Here is a 25,867-nt window from a genome sequence, read left to right as displayed (position 1 = left end):
GCATGTGATTGAAAGGCAGAAACCAGGCCGAGCAGTGCAAAATTACCCACGTTTATACTTCTGATGGCTCAATTCGCCGCTGCCGTTTGCAGCACCTGCTTTAAAGCCGCGAGCTAATTCACAAAAAACCTGCCTGCAACACAAGCTGTGGACCTTTTCCAACAGCCTTATTTAATACGATTACACTTCAGCACCCGCATATGGACCTTCCAAGACTTGCCAAACCGCCTGTACCAGACCCGCAGGCAACGGAACAGCCTGGAATGAGCTCTGAGGGCGCGCGTCCTGATGACCAAGAAGGGAAGATGAGCAAGAATTTAGCGTCAAAAGCTGTCAGTGGCCTAAAGTGGGGCTCTGCTTCTACGATAGCAAATGCAGTGATGCAGATTGGCTATACCACCATCATGGCCCGCCTGTTGGCACCTGAGGCCTTTGGTGTGATTGCCATTGCAGGAGTTATACTTCGCTTTGGCAGCTACTTTGCCAACCTGGGCCTTTCACAAGCCATCATCCAGAAAGAAGACCTTTCAGATAAGAATATCCGGGCTGCCTTTACCAGTTCGCTGCTGCTGGGCGCCCTGTTCACCGTGCTGGCCTGGCTGCTTGCTCCTTTCGCCATTGAATTTTTCGACAACGGGAACGGAGTAAATGATGCCCTGATAGTGCCGGTGGTACAGGTAATGGGTCTGGCATTTGTGCTGAACGGCCTCTCCTCCACAGCCACTACGCTCCTGCAGCGCAACATGCAGTTCAAGGCCCTGAGCATCATCGAAACAATCTCCTATGTGCTCTCTTACCTGGGTGTCGGCATTATCTGCGCCTACCTGGGTTTCGGCGTTTGGAGTTTGGTGTATGCCTCCCTCACACAAACGGCCCTGCTGGCGATAGGCGCTTATGTAGTAGCACGGCACAACGTGCTGCTGCACTTTGAGTGGTCGTCGTACAAGCCGCTGTTCAGTTATGGAAGCAAAATGTCCATTGTCAGTTTCCTGGAGTTTATCAGCATCAGCCTGGGTTCCATACTTATCGGCAGGGCCTTTGGCTCCTATAAACTCGGTATTTACGACCGGGCGCTGCTGCTCGTGAGCCTGCCGATGCACATGCTTACCCGCACGGTATCGAAGGTTATCTTCCCCTCTTTCAGCAAAATGCAGTCCGACAACGAAAAGTTGGGGCGGGTATACTTATCCAGCATCACCTTACTGGCGGCTATCGTGATTCCTGTGTGCCTGGGTATAGCGGTGGCGGCTCCTGAAATTATACTTGTATTGCTTGGCGATCAGTGGGTGGAGTCGATTCCGGTGCTGCAGGTGCTGTGTCTCGGTATTCCTCTAAGTTTCATTACGATGTTTGCCGGAATTGTATGCGATGCCAAGGCAGCTCTCAACTCTAAGGTTGTTTTGAACGTAATATTTATCCTGGTGATCTGCGGATGCTTTTACCTGTTCCGTGATTTAGGCCTGGTGGGATTTGCTCTCGCTGTTTTCGTGGCAGAGATGGCCCGGGTGGCCTTGTACCAACGGGTAATGCGGAAAGTGCTGGACCTGAAGTATAAAGTTCAGCTACAGATATATCTGCCGGGTCTGCTGAACGGCATCCTGGTTGCCGCTGCTATCTATGCTGTGAGTTACGTAATGCGCGGCTTTGATCTTCCCCTAATGGTCATCCTGGCGGCACAGGTGGTAACAGGAGCCGTTGCACTTCTTACTTTCACGTTTTTGTTTCCTCTCAGGCTTTTGAGAGAGCAGATCGGGCAGGTACTTTCACGGGTGGGGTTAAACGTCAACACATCCACCTACTATGGCAAGGTGATAACAAGGTTTAAAAAAGAATTTGTTTAAGATTAGCTTACATACAATTTAGTTTATGACAATAGGTATATCCGGTCCGGTTGACTTGAAATTGTTGGCATGCGATCTGGGCAGTGAAAACCTGCCTGATACAAACGCGTTCCCGCTTGTCTCGCATCTGATTAATGCCTTGCTTAAACGTGGCTATAAAGTAATTGCCTACACCAACTCGGGCACTATCACTGAGCCACTGGTGCTCCATGGCCATAACTTAACAGTATGCGTAGCCCGTACCAAACCGCAGCCGGGTCGTCGTTTCTTCCGCTATGAAATAAATGAGTTGAAGAACCTGATGCAGCAGCACCCAGCTGATGTGATCTATGCGTTCTGGACCTACGAGTACGCTTGGTCTGCCTTAAAGAGCGGCATTCCAACCATTGTAAGTATACATGATATAGCACGTAAAATTTTCCTTACTCAGTGCGACATGTTCCGCTTCGTCCGCCTGATCATGAACAAGATAGTGACGACACGCGCCAGGCACCTTGCGGCGAACTCCAGCTATACATACAGCCAGCTATCCAAAAGCCTGAAAAAGAAGACAGTCACACTCAATAACTTTTTCACTTCGGATATAGAGGATACTGTAACTAAACCTGAACAGAAGGAAAACTACATAGTATCGGTCATAAACGGGTTTAACACCCGCAAAGGCGTGCCTCTGGCCCTCCATGCCTTTGCGAAGGTAAGGGAGGCATTTCCGGATGTTAACTATCACCTGATTGGCGTAGACATGGAACCAGACGGATTGGCGCATGCCTATGCAAAACAGCACAATCTGGAGCAGGGTGTTAAATTCCTGGGGCCACTTGTACATGATAACCTCATTCAGCTGGTGGCGAACGCGAAGGTTTTGCTGCACCCCTCCAGGGAAGAATCCTTCGGCATGGCCGTCATAGAATCGATGGTGGTGGGAACACCGGTGGTAGGAGGGCGTGAAAGCGGCTTTATCCCCCATCTGCTCGACCACGGAAAAGCAGGGCTATTGTGCAATGTATACTCTGCGGATGAGGTGGCGGCAGCCGTGAAGAAGCTTCTCTCCGACGATGCTTTTGCCCGTGATGTGGCTGCTTACGCCTATCGATTCGCTCAGGATAACTTCTCAGAAGAGGTTGTTGTAAAGCAGCACCTCGAGCTTTACGAGTCGATCATCTCCAAATACTACCCCCAACGGGTAAGGAAAGAAACAGCCTTGGAAGAGGGAAACTTCTAACCCCTGCCCAACGCTATACTAACACCTTTTATGAAGCTGAATTACAGTATCATCTTTGCCATCCCACTCATGCTTGTCCTGATGATGGATGAGATGTACATTAAAATGATGGCCCCGGAAAATGAATTGCTGCAGATAAACCTGTTCAATTTGCTTGTTAAGGGTTCTGCCGTACTTTCTTTCTGCTATAGCATTATCAACTTCCAGCACATGTCGCCTTACATGCGGGTGGCGTTTTTCCTGCTGACCGCTTACGTGTTTGCGCTGGTGCTGGAGTCGTACTTTAAGTACAGCACCTTTATGGTGTACCCCCACGTATTTCTGAAGCTGTTTTTGCTTAGTTATACGTTCTTCATCTACGCTTTCTATAAGAAGAACCCGCATCTCAACTTCAAGCACATTGTCTATTTTATACTTGTAGGGTTTGTGCTGCACCTTTTCATTGTGCACCCGGAATCGCTAAGTATCTCGGCTTTCACGAGCCATGAGCGTGGGGCCGTGGCCACGTCCGTGTACATGCTCATGATCCCGCTCATGTACTTCCTGGGCACTTATGTGTATGGTGGAAAGCTCTATAACCTGTTTGCCACTTTTTTTGTGCTTGGGCTTATTGTGTTCTTCCAGCACCGTACCGTTTGGATTTGCTCAACTTTTGCGATAGCGGTTTTCTACCTGTACATCAAGTTCAAGGCTGACAAACCCATCAACCTAATCGGCAGGATGCTGCCGATCGCGTTTATCGTTACCGTTGTCAGCATCGTGATGAGTGCGTTTATTTTCACGATGAACCCGGAGATCATCACCAAATTTCAGGAGAACTTCACAGATATTGAGAACTATGACTCCCAGGGAACAGGCGGTTGGCGTTACCTGCAGTTTCTCTCCTACCTGCCCTTTATCGAGGACAACCTGATGATTGGCATGCGCTTCGAAGGTTTTGAGTTGCCCATACAGTTTTACCAGGAAGATATTGACAAGCCCGTGTTTGAGGACGGTAACGGGCACTTCTTCCACAGTTTCTATGTCGACATCCTGTTTTATGTAGGCATGGCGGGGATGTTCATCTACTTCATGACAATGATTCACCCAATTCGCAAGTCCATTACCAAGTCCCCGCTGCCGATCACCCAGATCATACTGCTCACATTTATTGCCTCTGGGTTTGTGTACGGCATCTCCTACATACTTCCCCCGTTTTACTTTGGCGTGCTCGGCTGGTGTATTACCCTGATAGAGGAGAAAAACGAGGCTGTTACCAGCTATCTGAAGCGGTCGGCCCAGCGCATGCTTGCCCGCAGAAGAACGCGGCAGCTGCAGGCGCCTGTTTCTTACCGTTAAAAACACGCCTGCGCAAAACATCTTTTAAAAATAGCAGTACAACAATATATCAACCCTTAGATTTGTATGAGTACTCCTAGAGACCCACTGCACACCCCGGTGTTGCTGATATTATTTAACAGACCCCATACCACCCAACAAGTATTTGAAAGAATCAGGCAGGTGAAGCCGAGCAGGCTCTATGTTGCTGCCGATGGCCCGCGTGCCCATGTGGCAACTGACGCGGCGCGCTGCGAGGAAACCCGCCGCATTGTGGAGCAGGTGGATTGGGAGTGCGAGGTAAAAACGCTGTTCCAGGAAAAGAACATGGGCTGCGGCGTGGCGCCTGCCAGCGCCATCACGTGGCTTTTTGAGCACGAAGAGACAGGCATTATACTTGAGGATGACTGTGTTCCCTCCAAAAGCTTTTTCTGGTACTGCCAGGAACTGCTGGAGAAGTATAAGCACGACACACGCGTGATGCACATCAGCGGCAACAATTATCTGAACGGCTGGCGCCGCGACAGCGACTACTCCTACTACTTCTCTGACAAAGTAAATGCCTGGGGCTGGGCCACCTGGCGCCGCGCCTGGGACCTCTACGATTTCAACATCCCCAATTACCCGGAACTGAAGCAGAAAGGATACCTGAATGGCATTTTCCTGAATAAGTTTGAGGAATTTTACCGCCTGAGCAAGTTGCAGGACACCTATACCAACATCCAGAAGTGCGATGTGTGGGATTACCAGTGGGAGTTTACTGTTTACAGCAACTCCGGCCTCTGCATTGTGCCTGAGGTGAACTTGGTGCGTAACATCGGGTTTGGGGATGATGCCACCCATACCTTTAACAAGCAGGACAAAAAGGCCGAGGTGCACGAGCAGGAAATAGAACTCCCGCTGCGCCACCCACGCTATGTGATACGCGACCTGGAGTCGGACAAGAAGAATTTCAACCACCTGATACGCGACAAAGTAAGCTCTAAGCTTAGAAGCATCTTCAGTTTAAGCCTGTAACACTGGGTACTGTTGAGGCAGTTGCTTTTAACAGTTCATACTTCCACAACAGGCCCAAGCACTATTTATCCATCAAAAGAAAATGATACACATTGTCATACCTGTTTTCAACAGAAAAGAATATACCAAAGCGTGCCTTGTGTCTTTGCAGGCACAGACAAATCAGTCGTTTAAAGTAATTATTGTGGATGACGGCTCCACAGACGGAACAGAGGAAATGCTTCGGAATGAGTTTCCGGAAGTAGTGGTGCTGAAAGGCGATGGCGGCCTCTTCTGGACTGCCGGCGTGAACATGGGCATCCGCCATGCGCTGAAGGAGGGTGCGGAACTGGTGATGACCATGAACAACGATGTGCTGGTCGACAGCGAGATGATAGCACAGATGTACCGCTGGCACAAAGAAAAGCCAAAGGCGCTGCTCGGTGCGCTGGAGTTGGATGCCTCCAACAACCAGCCTATATTCGGGGGGGAGCGGCTGAACTGGAAGACAAACACCATTGAGCACCTGCTGCAGGTGCTTCCGGAGAATGAGCGAAAAGGCCTGCATCCTGTTACGCATTTGCCGGGCCGTAGCCTGCTTATCCCCAGGGTGGTATTTGATACCATTGGCGTGCTGGACCAGGAGCGTTTCCCACATTATATTGCCGACTACGACTATACGCACACCGCGCGCCGGGCCGGGTTTGAGCTTTTCGTGAATTACGATGCAAAGATCCTCACATACCCGGAGGAAAGTGGTGAAAGACAGATCAGAAGCTCCAAGACTTTCAAGAACTATTACAAGCACCTGTTCGACATTAAGGGTGGCGGTAACCTGCGCGACTTCACACGCTTTACCTTAAAAAACTGCCCGCCACCCTACGTTCCCTATCACCTGGCTAATGGGTACGCGCGCAGGTTGCTGGGCTACTTCCTGAAGTAGCCTTCTCGCAAAACGTATAGTATGAGAAAAGCAGGTAAAAAGCGAAACATATACAAATTAGTAATGGGCGTTATTGCGGTTGCTATACTTGGTGTGGTGCTTGTACTTGTTTTCTCTCCTTATAATAAGGAAAGAAATAGCCAGCGTGATGTGGCCACAGTTTCTCCTGATCCCTGCCAGGTTGTGTACTCGGGACCTATCGTGATCACGAAGGGGGGCACGTACACGGGCCACTGGGAGAGCCGCGACTCCAACGTCTCGGCCGTGGAGGTGCAGACCTCAGAGCCCGTGCTCATCCTCAACTCCTCCATCCGCGCCGCCGGCCGCATGATCCGCTCGGCCGGCCACGGGGCCAACATCACCGTCCGCAACACCTCCGGCTACGGCATCGCCCCCACCCCCTACGCCGACTACAAGAAGCCCCGCAACTTTGTGGCCGTCGACGAGTTCCGAAACATCGTCGTGGAGAACTGCCACATCGAGGGCGCGGCCGGCATCGCCCTGGGCGGCCGCTACGTGGGCAACGGCACACCAGAGCAGACCGTGCGCATCCGCTTCAACACCGCCAGGAACATCGACGGCCGCGTGCACGGCGGCCAGGCCATGGTCAACTTCGTGGGCCTCAACTTCCGAAACCCCGTGCCCCACGCCCTGATAGCCTGGAACCAGGTCGTAAACGAGCCCGGCCGCTCCCTGGTGGAGGACAACATCAACGTCTCCAACTCCCGCGGCACCCCCGACTCCCCCATCCGCATACACGACAACTACATCCAGGGCGCCTACCCCCTCAACCCCACCTCCTCCACCTACTCCGGGGGCGGCATCATCATGGACTCCTGGTGGAACGAGGGCATGCCCGACCCGGCCTCCGTGGCCACAGCTTATGTGAAGGTCTACAACAACCAGACCGTCAACCTTAGCAACTACAACTACGCCATCGCCGGCGGAAACAACATCGAGATCACCGGCAACCGCGCCGTCACCTCGGCCCTGCTCCCCGACGGCACCCCGGTGAGCACCCACAACATCGGCTTCTACGGCTACGACTACTACAAGAAGGGCGTCACCCACTCCAACGCCATACACGCCAACACCACCGGCCTGATGGGCACACTGGCCCACCAGCGCAACGACGCCCCCTACCTGCCCGACGGAACCGTCGCCTTCCACTCAAACGCCACACTGCCCCCGGGAACAATCACAAGGGAACACGAAAAACACGAATACCAACTCTGGCTACAGAAGCTGAAAAAGAACAGTATTCAGGTTGGGCCTACACCTCCTACTGGGTGTCCGGATAGGCAGGAAATTTACGTAAATGAGCCGGAAGTGCCTTCTGATACAACAGCCAGGCATGCTGCACCACCTGACTTATAGTATGGGCGCCGTATCACCTCACGTTTGGAGCCTATATATAAGGAGTGCGAAAAGCAGGTGGAGCAAATTAGCGGCAGTCACGTGCAATTAGCAGGAACCTATTTCGGGAGCAACAGTATAAAGTATCGTTAATTATATATATAATTTAAGACACAATATGGTTATCATGAACTATAAAGCCGGACAGCTTGCCAACCGGTTATTTTATTTTTCTCATTTCATATCGAACAGCTTAGCTTACAACTACAAGCTCCTGAACCCCTCTTTCAATGATTATAAGGAGTTCTTTATCTCCACCGCTTCTGATAATTTCAACGGGCATGACATCAGCCTGAACATAACCGACAACCAGCAGCTGGATGAACTGATGCGGAAAGCCGTAAACGCGGTGCAGAAAGTACAGATAGATCCTCTACGGAAACTACCGGGCTTTTACTTCCATGAAATCAAAGCCTTTGATGCCGCACCCAAAAGCTTCGACATGAACGATCCGGAGTTTGTCGCCTCCGCAAAAAGCAAAATCGTGTTCATAGATGGCTGGCTCTACCGCGATTTCAAGAACTTTGAAAAGTATGCCCCAAGCATCCGGCAGATTTTTACGCCGCTTCCGAAGTACAGCCAGCAGGTGCAGGAAGTGATGAACCGCTGCAGGCAACTGGGAGATACGGTAATAGGCGTGCACATCCGGCGCGGAGACTATAAAACCTATAACGACGGCAAGTGGTACTACGAGGATGAGGTATACTTCAGCAAAATGCAGGAGCTAAAGCAACAGCTGGAGGCGCAGGGCAAGCGCTGTGTCTTCCTGATCTGCTCAAACGAGAAGGTGAACCCGGAAAGCTTTCCAGGGATGGCGCTCGTAACTGAGGACCGTCATTTTATTGTGGACCTGTATGCGCTCTCTCAGTGCGATTACCTGATCGGGCCGCCAAGCACCTTCACCATGTGGGCCTCTTTCTATGGCGAAACCCCGCTTCTGGCCATAGATGATGCATCGCAGACTGTTCCGCTCTCTGATTTTAAGATAGTCACCAAAGGATAGACTCAAACGTAACACCACCTGAATTAACGTATGGCCTTTTAGGTGGTGTTGCTTTACCTTATAGGCCTAACCATTCCACTTATATCCTCTCTTGCAGTTTAAAGTCACTCTTTATGGTATACTTGCCTACAGCAGTTAAGTAGCCATTGAATTACCGAAGGATGTTTCTTCTGTGTAAGCAAGCAGGCACAACGAGGTATACTTGCGCCACTTCTCTTTCGCGGCTGCAGCGACACAAAACAGTCTTTGCGGCGCTCTGCAGATCATACACTTCGAATAGAACCTAACCTGCATATATTAGCTTTTGGGGCTATCCAAGACACATGACTGGCTGATACTGCAGCCATATAAGCCTATACAAGTTCTTTGGACACTACAAGCAGGCTACTAGCCTGAACTGGCGGTATAGCGAGTACCCAAGCAGCAAGCTATACTTCGTGAGGCAGAAACGTGTAAGTGCTTCAGAAGCGCTTGCGAAACTGTCCATTTCCCTACAGTTCGCAGCCATATTTTCACAATTACCTATCAACAACACATTGAAATGGCCAGCTTAAACTTCCAATCCACCTTCATAACACAGGCTAAACTACCCAAAGTGTGGAATAAATTGGCCTAAAACAATGGGTAAACGTGGGATAAGAACAGGTTTAGATAAAAGTGTGGAATTATTCCACAACAATAAAATGCAAAATCGTGTCTTAACTCAAAAGCTAAACATTAATTGCATTTTTATGATGCACCAATAATTAGAAACATATTGGTAACATACCATATATATAGATAGGTATTGCTTAATAAAGATGCGATTAAAATTTTCTTTTAAAATTTCGCAACTTTTTTTATATAATTTTTCAAATACAAATTTTATATATAATAAATTATATAAACATACATAAAAGATCAAAATAGCCATTTATGAACAAATTAAGCTATTTTTAATATAGGACAATTTTTTAAGTTTATAATTTATTCAATGGTAATTTTGAAAAGGCTATGATTTCTTAAATTTTCATGTCTATATTTGTAACGAATTATATATAAACAAAAAAAAGAAAACCAATTAAAACCAAGCGCTCACAAAGCTCTTGCAGAAGCCCAAAAAGTAGTACTTATAGTAAGGACCACAAGTAAGCTTAACAAACGAAACAACAACAAAATACAATTCATCAACTTTTAGCCAAAGTAATGAACACAACAACATCACTTTTCAACAAGAGAGCTGGACAAGTAATACTAGCTCAATTCCTAGCCTTATTCTTTATTGCACTGTTTCCACTCGCGGTAGCGGCCCAAACCTACAGCGGCCCAATCGTGATCACAAAGGGCGGCACTTACACAGGCAACTGGGAATCAAGAGATTCGAATGTATCAGCGGTGGAAATTCAAACCACAGAACCTGTTACCATCATCAACTCCAACATCCGCGCAGCAGGCCGCATGATTCGCTCGGCAGGACACGGAGCCGCCAACATCACTGTCCGCAACACCAGCGGTTACGGTATCACCCCAACGCCATACTCTGACTACAAGAAGCCGCGTAACTTCATGGCAGTGGATGAGTTTAAGAACATTGTAGTGGAAAACTGCTACATAGAGGGAGCAGCAGGCATCGCCCTGGGCGGCCGCTACTTAGGCGACGGTTCTCAAAATCAAACTGTGAAAATCCGCTACAACAAGGCCAAGAACATCGACGGTCGCATTTATGGCGGTTCTACCATGGTTAACTTCGTGAGCCTTAACTTCCGCGGCGCTATCCGCAACGCAGAGGTAGCCTGGAACCAGGTCATCAACGAGCCTAGCCGCTCTGCAGTAGAAGACAACATTAACGTGTCTAATACTCGCGGTACATCTGACTCTCCTATCCGCATCCACAACAACTACATCCAGGGTGCTTATCCTATTAACCCTACTTCCTCTACTTACTCTGGCGGCGGCATCATCATGGACTCCTGGTGGAATGCTGGCATGCCTGAGCCATCAACTATCGCCACAGCTTATGTGAAGGTTTACGACAACCAGACAGTGAACCTGGGTAACTACAACTACGCCATCGCCGGCGGCAACAATATCGAGATCACTGGAAACCGTGCAGTTAACTCTGCCCGTCTGCCGGATGGCACTATAATGAACACTCATAACATTGGCTTCTACGGCTACGACTATTATAAGAAAGGCGTAACGCATACGAACACAGTGCACCGCAACATTACTGGCTTGATGGGCACTTACGCTCACCAGCGCAACGATGTACCTTACTTCCCGGACGGAACAGTGAAGCACTACGACAACGCAACACTACCAGCAGGAACCATTACAAAAGTGCATGAGCAACAGGAGTATGAGTTATGGCTGCAGAAGCTGCAGAGAAACAGTGTGACACTAGGACCAGGCGGTTCTGCCCCGGTTGCTTCATCTGAGCCTGCTCCAGCTCCTACCACTGCGCCAGCGCCAACTTCTCCAACGACTACTACTACCGGAACTACAACAGCCGAAACAGGCAAGATCACACGTGAATTCTGGGCTGATACAGAAGGCAACGGTAGCATCAGCGCTATTCCTTTGACTGCAAAGCCAACCAGCATCACAACACTTTCTTCGTTCGAGGCTCCAAGCAATGCGGGCAGCACATACGGACAGCGCGTAAGAGGTTACATCACAGCACCGGAAACCGGCCTTTACACGTTCTGGATTGCTGGCGACGACAACGCCGAACTATACTTAAGCACCTCGGAAAGCGAATCAGGCAAGCGCAAAATCGCTTCTGTAACCGGATGGACCAACTCTCGTGAGTGGAACAAGTATGACTCCCAGCAGTCTGCACAGGTAAAACTGGAGGCGGGCAAGCGTTACTACATTGAGGCGCTGCACATCCAAAACTGGGGTGGCGACAACCTGGCCGTGGCCTGGCAACTGCCAAGCGGTGCTAAGGAAGCTCCTGTTGCCGGCAAGAGATTGTCTACGCTAGGAAGCACTGCTTCTGCACCGGTTGCCTCCATCAGCCTTACGGGCACGGCTACTGGCAAAATCACGCGTGACTTCTGGGCAAACCAGCACGGCGGCACCACCAGCCACATCCAGCTCGGCCAAAAGCCAACCAGCACAACAGAGCTAACCTCTTTCGAGGCGCCGTCTGACGCAGCCAACAACTACAGCCAGCGCATCAGCGGTTACATAACAGCACCGGAAACTGGTCTTTATACCTTCTACATTGCAGGCGACGACCACGCAGACCTTTACCTGAGCACGACAGAAGACGCAGCTAACAAAAGAAAGATTGCTTCGGTTAACGGACACACTAACCCACGTGAGTGGACCAAGTATAGCTCACAGAAGTCTGTAGAAATAAGACTGGAGGCTGGCAAGCGTTACTACATCGAGGCCCTGCACAAGGAAGACGGTGGCGGCGACAACCTGGCGGTGGCATGGAAACTTCCTAACGGCGCCATGGAAGCTCCGATCGCTGGCAACAGACTGTCTACAATCGGATCGCTGCAGGGTATCTCTGCCATGCAAATCTCTAAGGCAGCAGATGAGACAGATGCTTTCTTTGCCAAAGCAACAGCCTACCCTAACCCGTTCCGCGACATGGTAACCCTGACTTTAGGAACCGCCGAAGCAGAACTGGCGCAGGTAGTGATCGTAGACCAGACAGGACGCGAAGTATACAAGGAGGCAACTCCGAAGTTGGTTAACAACGAGCTTAGCATGAACCTGGCTGACCTGAAGAGCGGCCTGTACATCCTGAAATACACCGACAAAGCAGGCAAGACTAATAGCCTGAAAATAGTAAAAGAATAGGTTCTCATACCCGCAAAATCAAAAAAGCCCTGGCACAGTGCGTGCCAGGGCTTTTTTGATTTTGCGGTGTCTACCAACGAGCCGCACACTTACCGTATAGCAAGTACTGCGCCTGCCTCCTTCCCTTCCGAGCATCGCTGTAAAGCCGATGCCAAACCCTTCTATAGCCTAATTGCAAAGCGCCAGTACCTCTGCCTCCAGTAGCCGCTATACTGCCTTCCTCTGTCCGCTATAACGACACACCAGACAAGCCTCAACCTATTCCATAACCCCTCCTGACTCGACAAACACCTTCCAAAATATAAAGAAAAGTATACACCAGGTAATGTACAACAAACACTATTGTTGTAACATTTTCTAAGCATCAAACCCCTACCCTTCGCGATCACCCGAAATTAAAACTTCAGACTCTAATATATTAAATAAATCATATATTAGAAATAGTAAGCAAAGTACATTATAGTACTATTTATAATCTTATATTATATAGATTTAATATTATGGTTATTCCATGAGATGCTAAATAATTGAAACCTTTTAAAAATATAAAAACATCAATAAGAGCATTTATATAAAGTTTTTAGCATTAATGCCTATATCACGATTTTAATACCATATAAAAAACTAAATAATTTTAGAAAAGCCATTAGCAGTTCTCTATAATTATAATATATATTTGTGTCTAGCAATATAGTAAGACTTAAGAATTTACAAGAAGTCAGTACGTCTAGCTTATGTATAATTTCATAAATCAAATCCGCTTAAGAATACCGATCATAATTTAACCTAAATACCTACTTTCAACTTTTAGCCAAAGAAGATGAATGCAATTTCTTATTCCAACAGAATGAGAGCAGGGATTACTTTGTCCACCCTGTTGCTCGTTATGCTAGTGCTTGCCCTGTTCCCCTACAGCGGTAAGGCCCAAACCTACTCGGGCCCCATTGTGATCACGAAGGGAGGCACGTACACGGGCCACTGGGAGAGCCGCGACTCCAACGTCTCGGCCGTGGAGGTGCAGACCTCAGAGCCCGTGCTCATCCTCAACTCCTCCATCCGCGCCGCCGGCCGCATGATCCGCTCGGCCGGCCACGGGGCCAACATCACCGTCCGCAACACCTCCGGCTACGGCATCGCCCCCACCCCCTACGCCGACTACAAGAAGCCCCGCAACTTTGTGGCCGTCGACGAGTTCCGAAACATCGTCGTGGAGAACTGCCACATCGAGGGCGCGGCCGGCATCGCCCTGGGCGGCCGCTACGTGGGCAACGGCACACCAGAGCAGACCGTGCGCATCCGCTTCAACACCGCCAGGAACATCGACGGCCGCGTGCACGGCGGCCAGGCCATGGTCAACTTCGTGGGCCTCAACTTCCGAAACCCCGTGCCCCACGCCCTGATAGCCTGGAACCAGGTCGTAAACGAGCCCGGCCGCTCCCTGGTGGAGGACAACATCAACGTCTCCAACTCCCGCGGCACCCCCGACTCCCCCATCCGCATACACGACAACTACATCCAGGGCGCCTACCCCCTCAACCCCACCTCCTCCACCTACTCCGGGGGCGGCATCATCATGGACTCCTGGTGGAACGAGGGCATGCCCGACCCGGCCTCCGTGGCCACAGCTTATGTGAAGGTCTACAACAACCAGACCGTCAACCTTAGCAACTACAACTACGCCATCGCCGGCGGAAACAACATCGAGATCACCGGCAACCGCGCCGTCACCTCGGCCCTGCTCCCCGACGGCACCCCGGTGAGCACCCACAACATCGGCTTCTACGGCTACGACTACTACAAGAAGGGCGTCACCCACTCCAACGCCATACACGCCAACACCACCGGCCTGATGGGCACACTGGCCCACCAGCGCAACGACGCCCCCTACCTGCCCGACGGAACCGTCGCCTTCCACTCAAACGCCACACTGCCCCCGGGAACAATCACCAGGGAACACGAAAAACACGAATACCAGCTCTGGCTGCAGAAGCTGAACAGCAACAACATCAAAATAGGACCTGGAAGCACTGCATCGGTAGAACCAGCACCGGCACCAGCTCCTTCACCGGAGCAGCCGATAGCGGGAACGACACTTGCTGCAACTGGAAAGATTACTCGGGAGTACTGGGATGACACAAAAAGCAATGGTAAGATCAGTGATATTCCACTGACTCAAAAACCATCAAGCATTACAGAGCTTACTGCCTTTGAGGCACCCAGCAATGTGGGCACTACCTACGGCCAGCGCATTAAAGGCTACATTACCGCACCGGAGACAGGCCTCTATACTTTCTGGATTGCAGGTGATGACCATGCAGAGCTATTTCTAAGCACATCAGAAGACGCGAACGGAAAGGTAAAAATCGCCTTCGTAAGCGGCTGGACTAACTCGCGTGATTGGACCAAGTATGCTTCCCAGAAATCAGCTCAGATAAAGCTGGAGGCGGGCAAGCGCTACTACATTGAGGCACTTCACTTGCAGAACTGGGGTGGCGATAACATGGCTGTGGCCTGGCAACTGCCGAGCGGCGCGAAGGAAGCACCAATCGCCGGAAAGCGCTTGTCTCCTGCTGGCAGCACTGCTCCGGCACCAACCGCACCAGCAGAAACTGCGCCTGCTCCGGCCCCAGCTCCAACAGCAGCTGGCACAACGGGTAAGATTTCGAGGGAGTTCTGGGCCAACAACCTTGGCGGCAGCACGTCTGATATTCCGCTAAGCACCCAGCCTAGCAGCATCAGCGAGTTGTCTTCTTTCGAGGCACCTTCTAACGTAGCCAACAACTACGGACAGCGCATCAGAGGCTACATCACGGCACCTGAAACTGGCCTTTACACGTTCTGGATCGCTGGTGACGACAACGCCGAACTGTTCTTAAGCACATCAGAAGATGCCGCCAGGAAAACAAAGATTGCCTCTGTGAGCGGCTGGACCAATCCGCGTGAGTGGACCAAGTATAGCACGCAGCAGTCGGTGCAGGTGAAGCTGGAGGCTGGAAAACGTTACTACATCGAGGCGCTGCATAAGGAAAACGGCGGCGGAGACAACCTGGCTGTAGCCTGGCAACTGCCAAGCGGTGTAAAGGAGGCACCGATAGCAGGAAACAGGCTGTCGACGATAGGAAGTACGGCTCCTGCTCCAACTACCACACCAGTAGTGGCAACAGGAAAAATAACGCGCGACTTCTGGTCGAATCAGTTTGGAGGCAGTATCAGTAACATTCCGTTGAGCACTAAGCCAACCAGTACCACCGAACTTACCACCTTTGAGGTACCTTCTAACGTGGCAGACAACTACGGGCAACGCATCAGGGGCTACATCACGGCACCGGAAACTGGCCTTTACACGTTCTGGATCGCTGGTGATGACAACGCTGAGCTGTTTCTGAGCACATCTTCGGATGCCGCCGGAAAAGTAAAGATTGCCTCTGTGAGCGGCTGGACGAATCCGCGTGAGTGGACCAAGTATGGCACGCAGCAGTCGGTGCAGGTGAAGCTGGAGGCCGGAAAGCAATATTACATAGAGGCACTGCACAAGGAAGACGGTGGTGGCGATAACATGGCCGTAGCCTGGCAACTGCCAAGCGGCGCAAAGGAAGCACCAATTGCAGGAAACAGATTGTCCCCGATCGGTGCATTGGAAGGTATCACGGCCATGCAGATCTCGAAGGTAGCTGATGAGACAGACGCTTTCTTTGCCAAGGCAACTGCCTACCCTAACCCGTTCCGCGACATGGTTACACTAACCTTAGGAACAGCTGAAGTAGAACTGGCACAGGTAGTGATAGTGGACCAGACAGGACGTGAAGTGCACAAGGAAGCAAATCCGAAGCTGGTGAACAATGAGCTTAGCATGAACCTGTCTGACCTGAAGAGCGGCCTGTACATCCTAAAGTACACCGACAAGGCCGGCAAGACTAGCAGCCTGAAGATTGTAAAAGAATAACACACTCACTTGCACACCAAAAAAGAAGGGGGCCGGCAATATTGCCGGCCCCCTTCTTTTTTTCAGCTGTACCTTAGCGCACGATCACTTTCCTGTTAAGGGTTCGCTTTTCGGACGTGAGCAGTAAATTATACAAGCCAACAGGAAGAACGGACTTAGGATGAACCGTTATTCGCAGTGTTCCGTCAGGATTTGCAACAGCTTTCTGCTGCAACACCATTTTGCCGGTTATGTCAAACAATTGCAGCTGTACCGTTTCAGCTGGCTGCAGCTCAGAGACAAACACGTTCAACTGGTTTGATGGTGTCGGGTTCGGGTATACTTCGTAAGTGCCCGCAAACGTCTGGTTGTCGGTGATGCCCAGTGGACCACTGCCACAGTACATGCCTTCGCCTGCGTTATAGGCCTGCGCGATCATGGCATCGTTAAAGGTCTGGCTATGCAGTTTCAGTTCGTCCAGGTTACCGGCATAGTGGTACCCGTTGTTCAGGTTCAGGTAGCCAACGTTAATTGGCGCCTGCCCGGTAAAGCCATTAGCATAGTCGTAGGCTTTTTCCTCCACCAGCACACCATCCACATAGAGCCTGTTCCGGCCGGCGGCATCTTCGCGCATGGCGATAACATGGTGCCAGTTTCCGTCATTTACTTTTGGCCCCTTGCCTCCTATCGCCACACCCTGGTGGTTAATGTCGAGCAGGTTAAAGTTCACGAAGCCTTGCGGTGTAACACCCAGCCACCAATGCAGGCTTGATTCAGTTGAGTTTCGGCCAATAATAACCGCGTTGTCAGCATGGGTGGCATCTGTACGCATCCAGAAGCTAATGGTAAAGCTATCGTCCTTGCCCCAGTTGAAGGCTGTAGCATCGTTCAGGTTCACGGCGTTTGTCTGCCCGTTAAAAGACAGGGCACCATCAAACTTACCCGTTGTCTCCTCCGGGCAATCCGTACATGTGGCTGTCGACAGGGAGGCGAAATCACTGATCACACCCTCATTCACCTTATCCATACCTATGTAATGCACCAGTCCCGGCAGGCATCCCTGCAGTTCGGCCACCTGTCCGGTTCCTACCACCAAGCGAATTGCCTCAGATGTAACGGAATGGCCATCGGTGTCGGTTGCCTTGGCTGTGATGCTGTAGGTGCCGGAGCGCGCATTTTGCCAATTAAACGTATACGGAGCAGTTGTAGCGGTACCCAACAGCGTGCTACCGTTGAAATACTCCACTTTTTCCCATGCTCTGTTCTTGTCTGCAAATTTAACTTTCAAGGCGATAGGAGTTCCCACAGCATAAGGCTGATCAGTGACTACGTCCATTGAAACGGCAGCCACAACGCCTTCACTGCAATCCGGGTACAGGTCTACATAGTCAGTGGTTGATAAGCCACCCGTGTCTGTCACCTTCAGGTGAATCCGGTAAAAGTATGTCTCGCCATCACACCCGATCGGCTGAATGGTTACCTCGGTTTCATGCCTGTTATCCACCGGCTCCGGGTGCACGTGCGTGTTGTGGTGCAGCACAAGCTGCCATTCGTACACCAACTGGGCATCTGAGTCTTCGCCGTCTGTAACGGTGGCGCGCAGGTTATACTTGGGCAAACCGACAAACGGATACTTTGTGCCCTCGGCAGGGCTGGTGATGTTAACAACTGGCGGTGTGTTGTTCAGGGTGATGGTGATCTTGGAAGTAGATGAAAGGCCGTCCGGGTCTGTCACCGTAAGCACCACCTCATATTTTTTCCCTTTTTCGCTTGAGGTGAAGGTATGCACCGGATTTACCTGGTTCGACACGGCTGACCCATCCCCGAAATTCCAGGAGTAGGTAAGCTGGCTCTGGTCTTCTGCATCCGTTGACTTGCTGCCTGTGAACTGCACGCGCAAAGGGCTTGCTCCATACAGCTTATCAGCTTCTGCCACCGCTTTAGGCGGTGTATTATCACCGTAGAACGTAATTTTGAACACCGAGGTGGCATAGTTGATATAGTATAAACCGCCGCTTACCGGATTTGTGCCAAAAGCTGTTACAGTCGCATCCTTATCTATAAAGCTACGAACGGCTTTCGGGTTGTTATTTCCGTCAAACGTTGCGTTCCTGATCCAACCTGCGCCGTAGTCACCGAAGAAGTACGTATTGCGGTACTCTGCTGGCAAATCTGTACCGGTATACCAGATACCACCCGTAGAGGAGCTTCCATAAAAAGGCTGACCGGTAACTGGAGAACCTGGCTGCCCGATGCCAACCACAGCGGCCTCTTCTCCATTCCAGGTTCCGGTACGGGTAATGGCAGCAGGCTCCACCCCATTCTGAACAATATCATTCACCCAGTCAAGTGCCGGTCGTGCGTGCACAAACGTATACTTAGCCGGAATTGCGGTAGCGTTGTCGCAAGGGTTCAGGAAAGCAGGCGCTGTTGTTTTACGCGGTTGCTTCAGAAGGTCCTGAAATGAGTAGAATGGCTTGCAGAGTGGGTTTGTGCCGCCGGCGGTATACTGCTCGTTTGGCGCATACTTGTTTAAAGTTTCCGCTCCTCTTCCATAGTAAAACTGCTGCTGCTCCAGCCCTTCATAAAGTGGCCATCCGAAGTTCATGCCAGGCTTGTCTACAATATTTATTTCCTCCCAGTCCATCAAACCAACATCACCCACATAAATAATACCCGGGAAATTAGCGTTGCCTGTACCAGGGCGAACTGTAAAACGGAACGGATTCCTTAGGCCCAGCGACCACACTTTAGAGGCTGCGGCATTGGGGTTGGCAGCATCGTAATAAGGGTTGTTTGGAAGTCCCCTACCCGTTGCAGGGTCTATGCGCAGAATTTTACCGTTGTAAGACTGAATCTGCTGTGACCGAAACGCCCCCACATCCTGCTTTTCATCGATGATTCCATCGGCAAGTCCCTGTGGCACATAGGTATCATTGGGGTTATTTACATCATAGCCAGAGTCAAGGCCGTTCGCTGTGGCACCGTCGCCGGCTGAAACCAATAAGGATCCATCCTCTCCAAACACTAACGAACCTACCCCATGCGATACATAAAGTATAGGAATACCGGTGGCGGGCGTTTCCCCTAACAGGATTTTACGGCTGTTTGGCTTCACAGCCAGACCACCGTTAGCCAGGTCTACCTGATAACGCGTTACACGGCCAATGGTGGCCTCATTCATACTTGGCTGGTTCGGGTTGAAGCTGCCCGGGTTCATCAGGTAGTTGCGGTCTACCACATAAAGCAGGTAAATGTATCCGTTCTGCTCAAAGCTTGGGTCCAGCGCAAATCCAAGCAGGCCATGGTCGCCCCAATCGCCTACCTCATCTGTAAGGTCTATCAGTGGATTGGGCTTTCGCTCCCCATCTTCCACAATCCATACTTTACCTCCTTTTTCCCACACATACATGCGCTCCCCATCGTTGGAGAATGTAAGCCCCACGGCCACATTCCATTCACCGCCGATGGGCTCTGCTACAAAACCGGCAGGCGGCTGTGCGAACGCAGGTAAGGAAAATGACAGTGCCAGGGCAAGCACTAAAACAGATGTAAAGCACGCGCGTATTTTGTACAGGAATTCTCCTTTTTCGTAAACTTTAGGCTGTAAGCGTGAAATAACTGTAGCGTATAGTGTTTGCATAAAAAAATAATATTTCCAAATGTTTACAAATAGCCTCCCCATAGCTGCACGACAGCGGCTAATGGGTAAACAATAGTAATTTTTGTGGTTGATAGCATTAAAAACTTCGTGCCTGACGTTGGCTCTGATTGCACAAGGGTAATACGGCGATGATTTGCCAATAGTTGGGGATTATTATATATACTTATAGCCATCGCTTCAGGCCCTGTTACAAGCCGTGTTTCAGCGTAAGAAATTGCACCGCCACACGCAACCACACCTGCCACACAACCCAATTACCTATCTGATAACCAGAACTTTTCTACTCAGGGATTTCTTTCCTGTAGTGATACTTACCAAGTATATACCCGGCTGAAGTTCCTGCGGCATCAGGAGCTTGAAACTGAGCGTGCCATCGGGGTTCACCACAGCTTTTTCCTGCAGCAATGTTTTCCCTGCAACTTCGCTCATCCTGATAAGCACTTCCTCGCCCCCTATCAGGTTTGTGACGTTGATGGTTACTTCGCCTTCCGTGATGGGATTTGGATAAACAATAAATTTAGAGGCGTTTAATGTCTGATTCTCTATCTGTACAATATTGGAGTAGGTATAGGCTACATCCGTCTTGTTAATTCTTAGCCTGTAGTAGGAAACGCCCTTCAACGGGTCCGCATCTGTGAAAGTATAGCTTACCCTGTTTTGTGTAGTACCCGAGGCGGCTACGGTGCCAATGGCAGTAAATTCCTGGCCATCGGCAGAGCGTTCTATGACAAAATCCTTGGTATTTATCTCTGACATTGTTTCCCAATCCAGCACCACCTGTGGCCCCTGCAACCTTGCTTCGAAAGTTAAAAGCTCCGTCATGGCACTGCGGATGCGCTGGTAACGCTCGGCTATGTCTTCAGGACTCAGTGCAGTTCCGAAAAGCTTCACCTCGTCCAGGTCACCGTTAAAATGGTAGCCGCCCTCCCTGTTCAGATATCCTATGTTAACCGGCATGCTGCTGGAAAAGCCATACGGATACGAAAAGCTTGTCTGCCCCAGTAGTTCCCCGTCTACATACAGTTTCGTTAGTCCGCTGCCCCCATCACGCACGGCCACCAGTTGGTGCCATGCCCCATCATTCAGCGCCTGTCCTTCGCCACCCACAGGCCCTCCCCTGAAGTTAATGTCCCGTAGCTCGAAAACAGCTTTGCCGCTGCCATTCAGGCCCACCCACCAATGCAGGTAAGAGTCTACTCCCTTGCCGTCGCGCCCTATCAGCACCTGGTTTCTTCCACCTTCTGTTGTTCGCATCCAGAGCTCAATAGAGAAAGACTCATCCTGCTTCCAATTGAAATTCTGGCTTTGGGCAACGTTCAATCCGTCATCGGCACCATCAAATCGCTGCCCTCCGGACGAAACGCCACTTATAGGAAGAGGCCGTGTAGCTTCTGTGGCCAGTCCGGAAGAAGGTGTATAATAGTCTTTGTATGTGCTGCCTGATATTTCGTGCAACATCCAGTGGTGAATAATAGAGAACGACTCGCCTATTCCCTGCTTGACTTTTATCGTGTAGGATTGCTCATCGCTTCCTGCGGCATTTGATACTTTCACAGTGACTCTTGCCTCGCCAGCAGTTCCTGGGTTCCAGCTTATTTCGCCTGTTGCTGCATTTATCTTCATCCCTGCCGGAGCAGTAACCAATGTATAGGTTGGCAAGGGATTACCGGTGGCCGCTACATCATAGCTATAGTTTCGCCCGACTGTAGCAAAGGTGATGGGATCAGAGACGATGACAGGAGCGATCTGCTGCGGGCCGCAATATTGCCCCGCCCCGTTTCCGTAGCGAATAAGCACTTCTTCTTTCTGCAGCGCCCGGTTGTACACGATCAACTCATCCAGCAAGCCCTTGAACAGGTAGTTGTTATAAAGTGGAAGCCAGCCGATGGTTACCATGCTGGAGCTCTCAAAGCTGGTACTGTACTGATACTCATGACTTTCGATGGCATACCCATCCACGTAGAAGGTGGTTAGGGTTGAATTTCCGTCTCGTACGCCCACCAGGTGGTGCCACTGGCCATCGTTGATTTTTTTCATGCCCCGCCCCATCAGGAAACCATCGCCGCTCTTGTCGCGGAACTGAAACAGCGCGTAGCCGTCCTTGTCCATCCCCAGCCACCAATGCAACTTAGAACCTTCCCCGTTGCGCCCGATCATTACGACATTATCTTTCGGCCTGTCGGTGGTTTTAACCCAAAATTCAATCGTAAAGCTTCCGTTCTGCGGGAGATCGAAATTGGTGGAGTTCTGAAGCGTCAGTTTATCATTTCCGGCAAAACTTAGGGCACCCCCAAACATGCCGCTGGCCGGATCGGGGCAGTCGGTACAGGTAATTACCTCGTCACTTTTATAGTCCTGGTAAGGAGAGCCATCTGTCGCATCAAAGCCATAGTAGTGCACAATGCCAGTGGGGCAATTGGAAAGGTCTGGTTTTTGGCCGTAAGCCACGGAAGCGCTTTGCCATACGAGCAGTGCTGAAAGAAGCAGGGTTGCCAACAGATTGGACTTGAATCTGTACGCACAGCTCCTGTATAAAGAGTATGTATATGTCATGTGCTCGGTACAATTGAGACTAACCTTAACGTAAAGGTTGTGTAGTATGAGCAGGCACTGCATTGGCTTTGCTAGCCTATAAAATTGCACAGGAACAGATACCTTTCTGCAAACGCCCCGGCCGTAACTACAAGATATAGTACGCCAATTATATAGGTAAGTTCGGGTAAATGCGCTTATACTTCCGGGATCTTATTTGATTAGCAATTTAAGCCGTTCTATCCGGGTAGCAGAAGCAATCTGGATGATGTAAAGCCCTTTGGCTAACGACGGTGGCAATTGCACAGAAGTATGGATTTGGCCTGTTGCCCCAGCCTTTTCTGACTGAGCCTGCAGTCTACGGCCGAAAGCATCAAATAACGTAATTCCAACGGATGCCTCAGGTGAGAAACCGCCTGCATTTAACTGTACGGCTCCTTCTCCGCTGGAAGGATTAGGGTAAAGTATGGAGGGTATCTCACCGGTACGGCCGTGCTGTATGGCAACTACTTTGGAATATTCATACGTGCCATCGTGATCTACCTGCTTCAGCCGGTAGTACAGGGTTCCTGCTGGTGCGGTGGCATCCTGGAAAGTATACCTGCGGCGCAACTGGCTGTTTCCGGCTCCTGCCACAGTTCCTACTCTTCTAAAGGCCTGCCCCTCCTGCATCCGCTCTACTTCGAAGTGGCTGTTGTTGTCTTCAGAGGCAGTGCTCCACTTTAGCAATACCCTTCCCTGTGCATGAGTTGCATCGAAGCTGATGAACTCTACGGGTAGTACTGATATAGGGGCAATCGCATCATACCAAACTTGGGCCATTTTTGCGTAGCCTGTTGGATTCGGGTGTAGGTTGTCAGCCATATCTCCTCCATCGCTTGTCTTCCTGTAATCAATTCCGGCACCTTTCTCCATATCCGCAAGTATAATTTGATCTCCGGCTAGGATTCTTTCTTCAGCTAGGCTTCTGACTTTTAAGTTGTAGGTTTTAAGATAAGCTTCGTGTGTAGATTCTTTATCTAGCGTAAGAATTACCTTCGGAAGCACAACCGTCACCTCTTTACCAGCAGCCGTTTCATAGGCATCGATCTCATCTAGGATTCTTGCCAGGTCTTCCACGGCATTCGATGATGCATTATTCGGATTTGTACCAATATGCAGAAGTACAATATCTGGGTGGTACCTGTCCAGATAAGGTATGTTACCACCTGGTCCCCGCATATCATTTATATTGCCGTAAAAAGGGAATTCCCCATTCCTAAGCAACAAAACAATATCCTGATTTCTGGCCCCTCCAAAACCGGCGTGAGATGTTTTCGTTGTATCAGTTCCCAGCAATGCCTCACCAGACTTTTCACTTCCAACAAAACGGAACTTTATTTGAGCCTCAGCCAAATTATCATACAAAGCTTTTCTATAAGCCACTTGTCTGCTTTTATCTGGCACTATGTTTCCTTGTGTGTTTGAGTCTCCCAAGGGCATGATGCGGATAATCTCATCAGGATTAGTAGTAGCACTTACTACCGAACTATAAAGGGATTCAGAACCATCAGCAGCAACGGCCTTTATTCTGTAATGCACAGTTTGACTTAAACCCAAATCTGTCTCTTTATAGGAAGATTGGTTTCCAGAGACTGTTGTTAATATGAAGAAACTACCTTCTGTACCTGATGTTGATTTTTCAATGATGTAGTTATTTGCTCCTTGCACAGGCTGCCAACGTACAACTATCGCTTTTACAAATGATGCACGTGCTGTGATTTCTTGGGGTGCTTCAAAAGAGTTTAACTGCGTTTCCTGTACTACAGAAAAATCCGGGAGTAACTCCTTTTCCATGTATACACTTTTGAAGCCTTCATCATACACTCCACTTGCAAATGCCACAGGTGAAGGAGACATTGTGAACACATGTTTGGCAGATGGCACAGCTGCCAGGGCATTAGCCACACTTGCGGCAAAAAAGAAAATGAACAGGAAAGCTTGTCGTAAGGGTGAGGGCATAAAGGCGCGCATGTTTGTTTTTAAGTGCAGCACTATATACCGAACCTATGATATTTCGGTTACCGCTCCCGCCTTCCCTGATTATGTATAACAGGGGTTGCATGTTGGAATAGTAAAACAATCAGCGTTATAACACCTGCTACGGGTGTGAATTAACTCCTATATTACTATTCTTAAAAAAGATGATAAGTTTTGATAAAGTAGAGATGCATTACCATATGGTAAGCTGCCTCCGATGAGGAGTATCTTTAAACGGTGTCAGTACATAGCTAAGGGTTATCTCATTCGTAGCCTTGTTTATAGCGCTGGCATCCTGAACAGGCATTTCGTAGGCATACCCGATATGGAACTGCTTTAGGCGCGCACCTGCTGCCAGATTGTAGGCAAGGTCATCCCGATAGCCTGCGCCGACCCAGAACATGTTATTGTAAACGGCCTTCACCTGTGCCTCTGCCACTGATTTCTCGTCTTGCATGTAATGGTAAATGCCATTTACAGTGAACCCAATCTGCTGGCTTACGCTTTTGCGGAAGCCAGCCTGTGCCTGATGGCGGAGTTTGTTGGCATTCTCCAATACCTCATAGCCAGAGGATAACACGCGCCCGCCAGTAACATTTTGTGCGGCATACCCCACATAGTAATTGGCACTTGCCAGCGATAGCCCCAGGTTGATGTCTCCTTTGCTGCTGCTGTTGTTATCAGCCATCACACCGGTGTACTGCGGGTCGTCCGGCTGGTCCACAACCAGGCTATTGGCGTCGAGCCGCTGGTTGGCGAAGGTAAACGCAACGCCCCAACGCAGCTGCAACTCTTCTGATAGCCTGACGCCGGAGCCATAGCTTAGCGCCAGCTGTGTCTCTTTCAGGGGGCCGAACTGGTCCCGAAGCACCACCAGGCCCAAGGCATGCTTCGCGCCCATGCTTTCACCAGATCCCAAGCGGTCGTCTCTTCTGAACTGGTAGTCGCCGCTAGCACGTCCGAACAGGCTTGTGCTGATCTCAGCCGATGCCATAATTGTTTTGGGTGCGTCTTCAAAACCCGTCCACTGGTTGCGGTACAGGCTCCTGATTACCGACCCTTCGTGCCCCGTTAGCGACGGATTGAAATAGTGCTTGTATTGCGAAAAGTTGGCAAAAGATTTCACTGACTGGGCCTGTACATCCCAGCTCAGCATTAAAACACATGCTGCAAGTATAAATTTCTTCATGGGTA

General features: G+C 50.2%; 13 protein-coding genes. 9 read left to right on the top strand and 4 right to left on the bottom strand.

Features of this window, described 5'->3' with window-relative positions; genetic code table 11:
* Window positions 1-200: 200 nt before the first annotated feature.
* From A0W33_RS15535 to A0W33_RS15495, 9 genes are all read left to right on the top strand, one after another.
* The gene (locus tag A0W33_RS15535; RefSeq protein ID WP_068839031.1) at window positions 201-1,841 is read left to right on the top strand and encodes a lipopolysaccharide biosynthesis protein; all 1,641 of its coding nucleotides are present in this window, start codon (window positions 201-203) and stop codon (window positions 1,839-1,841) included.
* Window positions 1,842-1,866: 25 nt separating this feature from the next.
* Window positions 1,867-3,063: a glycosyltransferase family 4 protein gene (locus tag A0W33_RS15530; RefSeq protein ID WP_139237259.1), complete on the top strand. Its 1,197-nt coding sequence runs from the start codon at window positions 1,867-1,869 to the stop codon at window positions 3,061-3,063.
* Between the two features lie 30 nt (window positions 3,064-3,093).
* A complete protein-coding gene (locus A0W33_RS15525) occupies window positions 3,094-4,401 on the top strand; it encodes an O-antigen ligase family protein (protein WP_068839030.1) in 1,308 nt (435 codons plus the stop codon).
* Window positions 4,402-4,467: 66 nt separating this feature from the next.
* Entirely contained in the window at window positions 4,468-5,397 is a 930-nt protein-coding gene (locus tag A0W33_RS15520; protein WP_068839029.1) for a nucleotide-diphospho-sugar transferase, read from the top strand.
* Window positions 5,398-5,479: 82 nt separating this feature from the next.
* Window positions 5,480-6,319 carry a glycosyltransferase family 2 protein gene (locus A0W33_RS15515; RefSeq protein WP_068839028.1) on the top strand — a complete coding sequence of 280 codons (840 nt, stop codon included), beginning with the start codon at window positions 5,480-5,482 and terminating at the stop codon, window positions 6,317-6,319.
* A 21-nt stretch (window positions 6,320-6,340) separates the two neighbouring features.
* Entirely contained in the window at window positions 6,341-7,696 is a 1,356-nt protein-coding gene (locus A0W33_RS20965; protein WP_189564818.1) for a glycosyl hydrolase, read from the top strand.
* 166 nt (window positions 7,697-7,862) lie between these two features.
* Window positions 7,863-8,738 (top strand): alpha-1,2-fucosyltransferase, encoded by an 876-nt coding sequence (locus A0W33_RS15505; RefSeq protein ID WP_172798128.1) that lies wholly within the window; start codon window positions 7,863-7,865, stop codon window positions 8,736-8,738.
* 1,185 nt (window positions 8,739-9,923) lie between these two features.
* The gene (locus A0W33_RS15500) at window positions 9,924-12,536 is read left to right on the top strand and encodes a PA14 domain-containing protein (RefSeq protein WP_068839025.1); all 2,613 of its coding nucleotides are present in this window, start codon (window positions 9,924-9,926) and stop codon (window positions 12,534-12,536) included.
* A gap of 847 nt (window positions 12,537-13,383) precedes the next feature.
* On the top strand, window positions 13,384-16,479 hold the full coding sequence (locus tag A0W33_RS15495) for a PA14 domain-containing protein (RefSeq protein WP_157578065.1): 3,096 nt from the start codon (window positions 13,384-13,386) through the stop codon (window positions 16,477-16,479).
* Between the two features lie 73 nt (window positions 16,480-16,552).
* Here A0W33_RS15495 and A0W33_RS15490 read toward each other — a convergent pair whose 3' ends face one another.
* The 4 genes from A0W33_RS15490 to A0W33_RS15475 form a co-directional block, all read right to left on the bottom strand.
* Entirely contained in the window at window positions 16,553-20,101 is a 3,549-nt protein-coding gene (locus tag A0W33_RS15490; protein WP_172798127.1) for a PQQ-dependent sugar dehydrogenase, read from the bottom strand.
* Between the two features lie 279 nt (window positions 20,102-20,380).
* Entirely contained in the window at window positions 20,381-22,618 is a 2,238-nt protein-coding gene (locus tag A0W33_RS15485) for a LamG-like jellyroll fold domain-containing protein (protein ID WP_172798126.1), read from the bottom strand.
* 249 nt (window positions 22,619-22,867) lie between these two features.
* Window positions 22,868-24,655, bottom strand: coding sequence for an SGNH/GDSL hydrolase family protein (locus tag A0W33_RS15480; RefSeq protein ID WP_172798125.1), 1,788 nt, complete (start codon window positions 24,653-24,655; stop codon window positions 22,868-22,870).
* Between the two features lie 211 nt (window positions 24,656-24,866).
* Window positions 24,867-25,862 (bottom strand): PorP/SprF family type IX secretion system membrane protein, encoded by a 996-nt coding sequence (locus A0W33_RS15475; protein ID WP_068839021.1) that lies wholly within the window; start codon window positions 25,860-25,862, stop codon window positions 24,867-24,869.
* Window positions 25,863-25,867: the final 5 nt, after the last annotated feature.

It is taken from the genome of Pontibacter akesuensis (assembly GCF_001611675.1).
Taxonomy (GTDB): Bacteria; Bacteroidota; Bacteroidia; order Cytophagales; family Hymenobacteraceae; genus Pontibacter; species Pontibacter akesuensis.
The sequence above is the reverse complement of the archived record's forward strand: the minus strand, read 5'-3'. Positions and strand labels throughout refer to the sequence as shown.

What these genes read in the sequence shown, in the direction of transcription:
- A0W33_RS20965 (WP_189564818.1), top strand. Translation starts at nt 6,341, where the DNA reads ATGAGAAAAGCAGGTAAAAAGCGAAACATATACAAATTAGTAATGGGC.
- A0W33_RS15530 (WP_139237259.1), top strand. Translation starts at nt 1,867, where the DNA reads ATGACAATAGGTATATCCGGTCCGGTTGACTTGAAATTGTTGGCATGC.
- A0W33_RS15480 (WP_172798125.1), bottom strand. Translation starts at nt 24,655, where the DNA reads ATGCCCTCACCCTTACGACAAGCTTTCCTGTTCATTTTCTTTTTTGCC.
- A0W33_RS15505 (WP_172798128.1), top strand. Translation starts at nt 7,863, where the DNA reads ATGAACTATAAAGCCGGACAGCTTGCCAACCGGTTATTTTATTTTTCT.
- A0W33_RS15515 (WP_068839028.1), top strand. Translation starts at nt 5,480, where the DNA reads ATGATACACATTGTCATACCTGTTTTCAACAGAAAAGAATATACCAAA.
- A0W33_RS15520 (WP_068839029.1), top strand. Translation starts at nt 4,468, where the DNA reads ATGAGTACTCCTAGAGACCCACTGCACACCCCGGTGTTGCTGATATTA.
- A0W33_RS15475 (WP_068839021.1), bottom strand. Translation starts at nt 25,862, where the DNA reads ATGAAGAAATTTATACTTGCAGCATGTGTTTTAATGCTGAGCTGGGAT.
- A0W33_RS15495 (WP_157578065.1), top strand. Translation starts at nt 13,384, where the DNA reads ATGAGAGCAGGGATTACTTTGTCCACCCTGTTGCTCGTTATGCTAGTG.
- A0W33_RS15500 (WP_068839025.1), top strand. Translation starts at nt 9,924, where the DNA reads ATGAACACAACAACATCACTTTTCAACAAGAGAGCTGGACAAGTAATA.
- A0W33_RS15490 (WP_172798127.1), bottom strand. Translation starts at nt 20,101, where the DNA reads ATGCAAACACTATACGCTACAGTTATTTCACGCTTACAGCCTAAAGTT.
- A0W33_RS15525 (WP_068839030.1), top strand. Translation starts at nt 3,094, where the DNA reads ATGAAGCTGAATTACAGTATCATCTTTGCCATCCCACTCATGCTTGTC.
- A0W33_RS15535 (WP_068839031.1), top strand. Translation starts at nt 201, where the DNA reads ATGGACCTTCCAAGACTTGCCAAACCGCCTGTACCAGACCCGCAGGCA.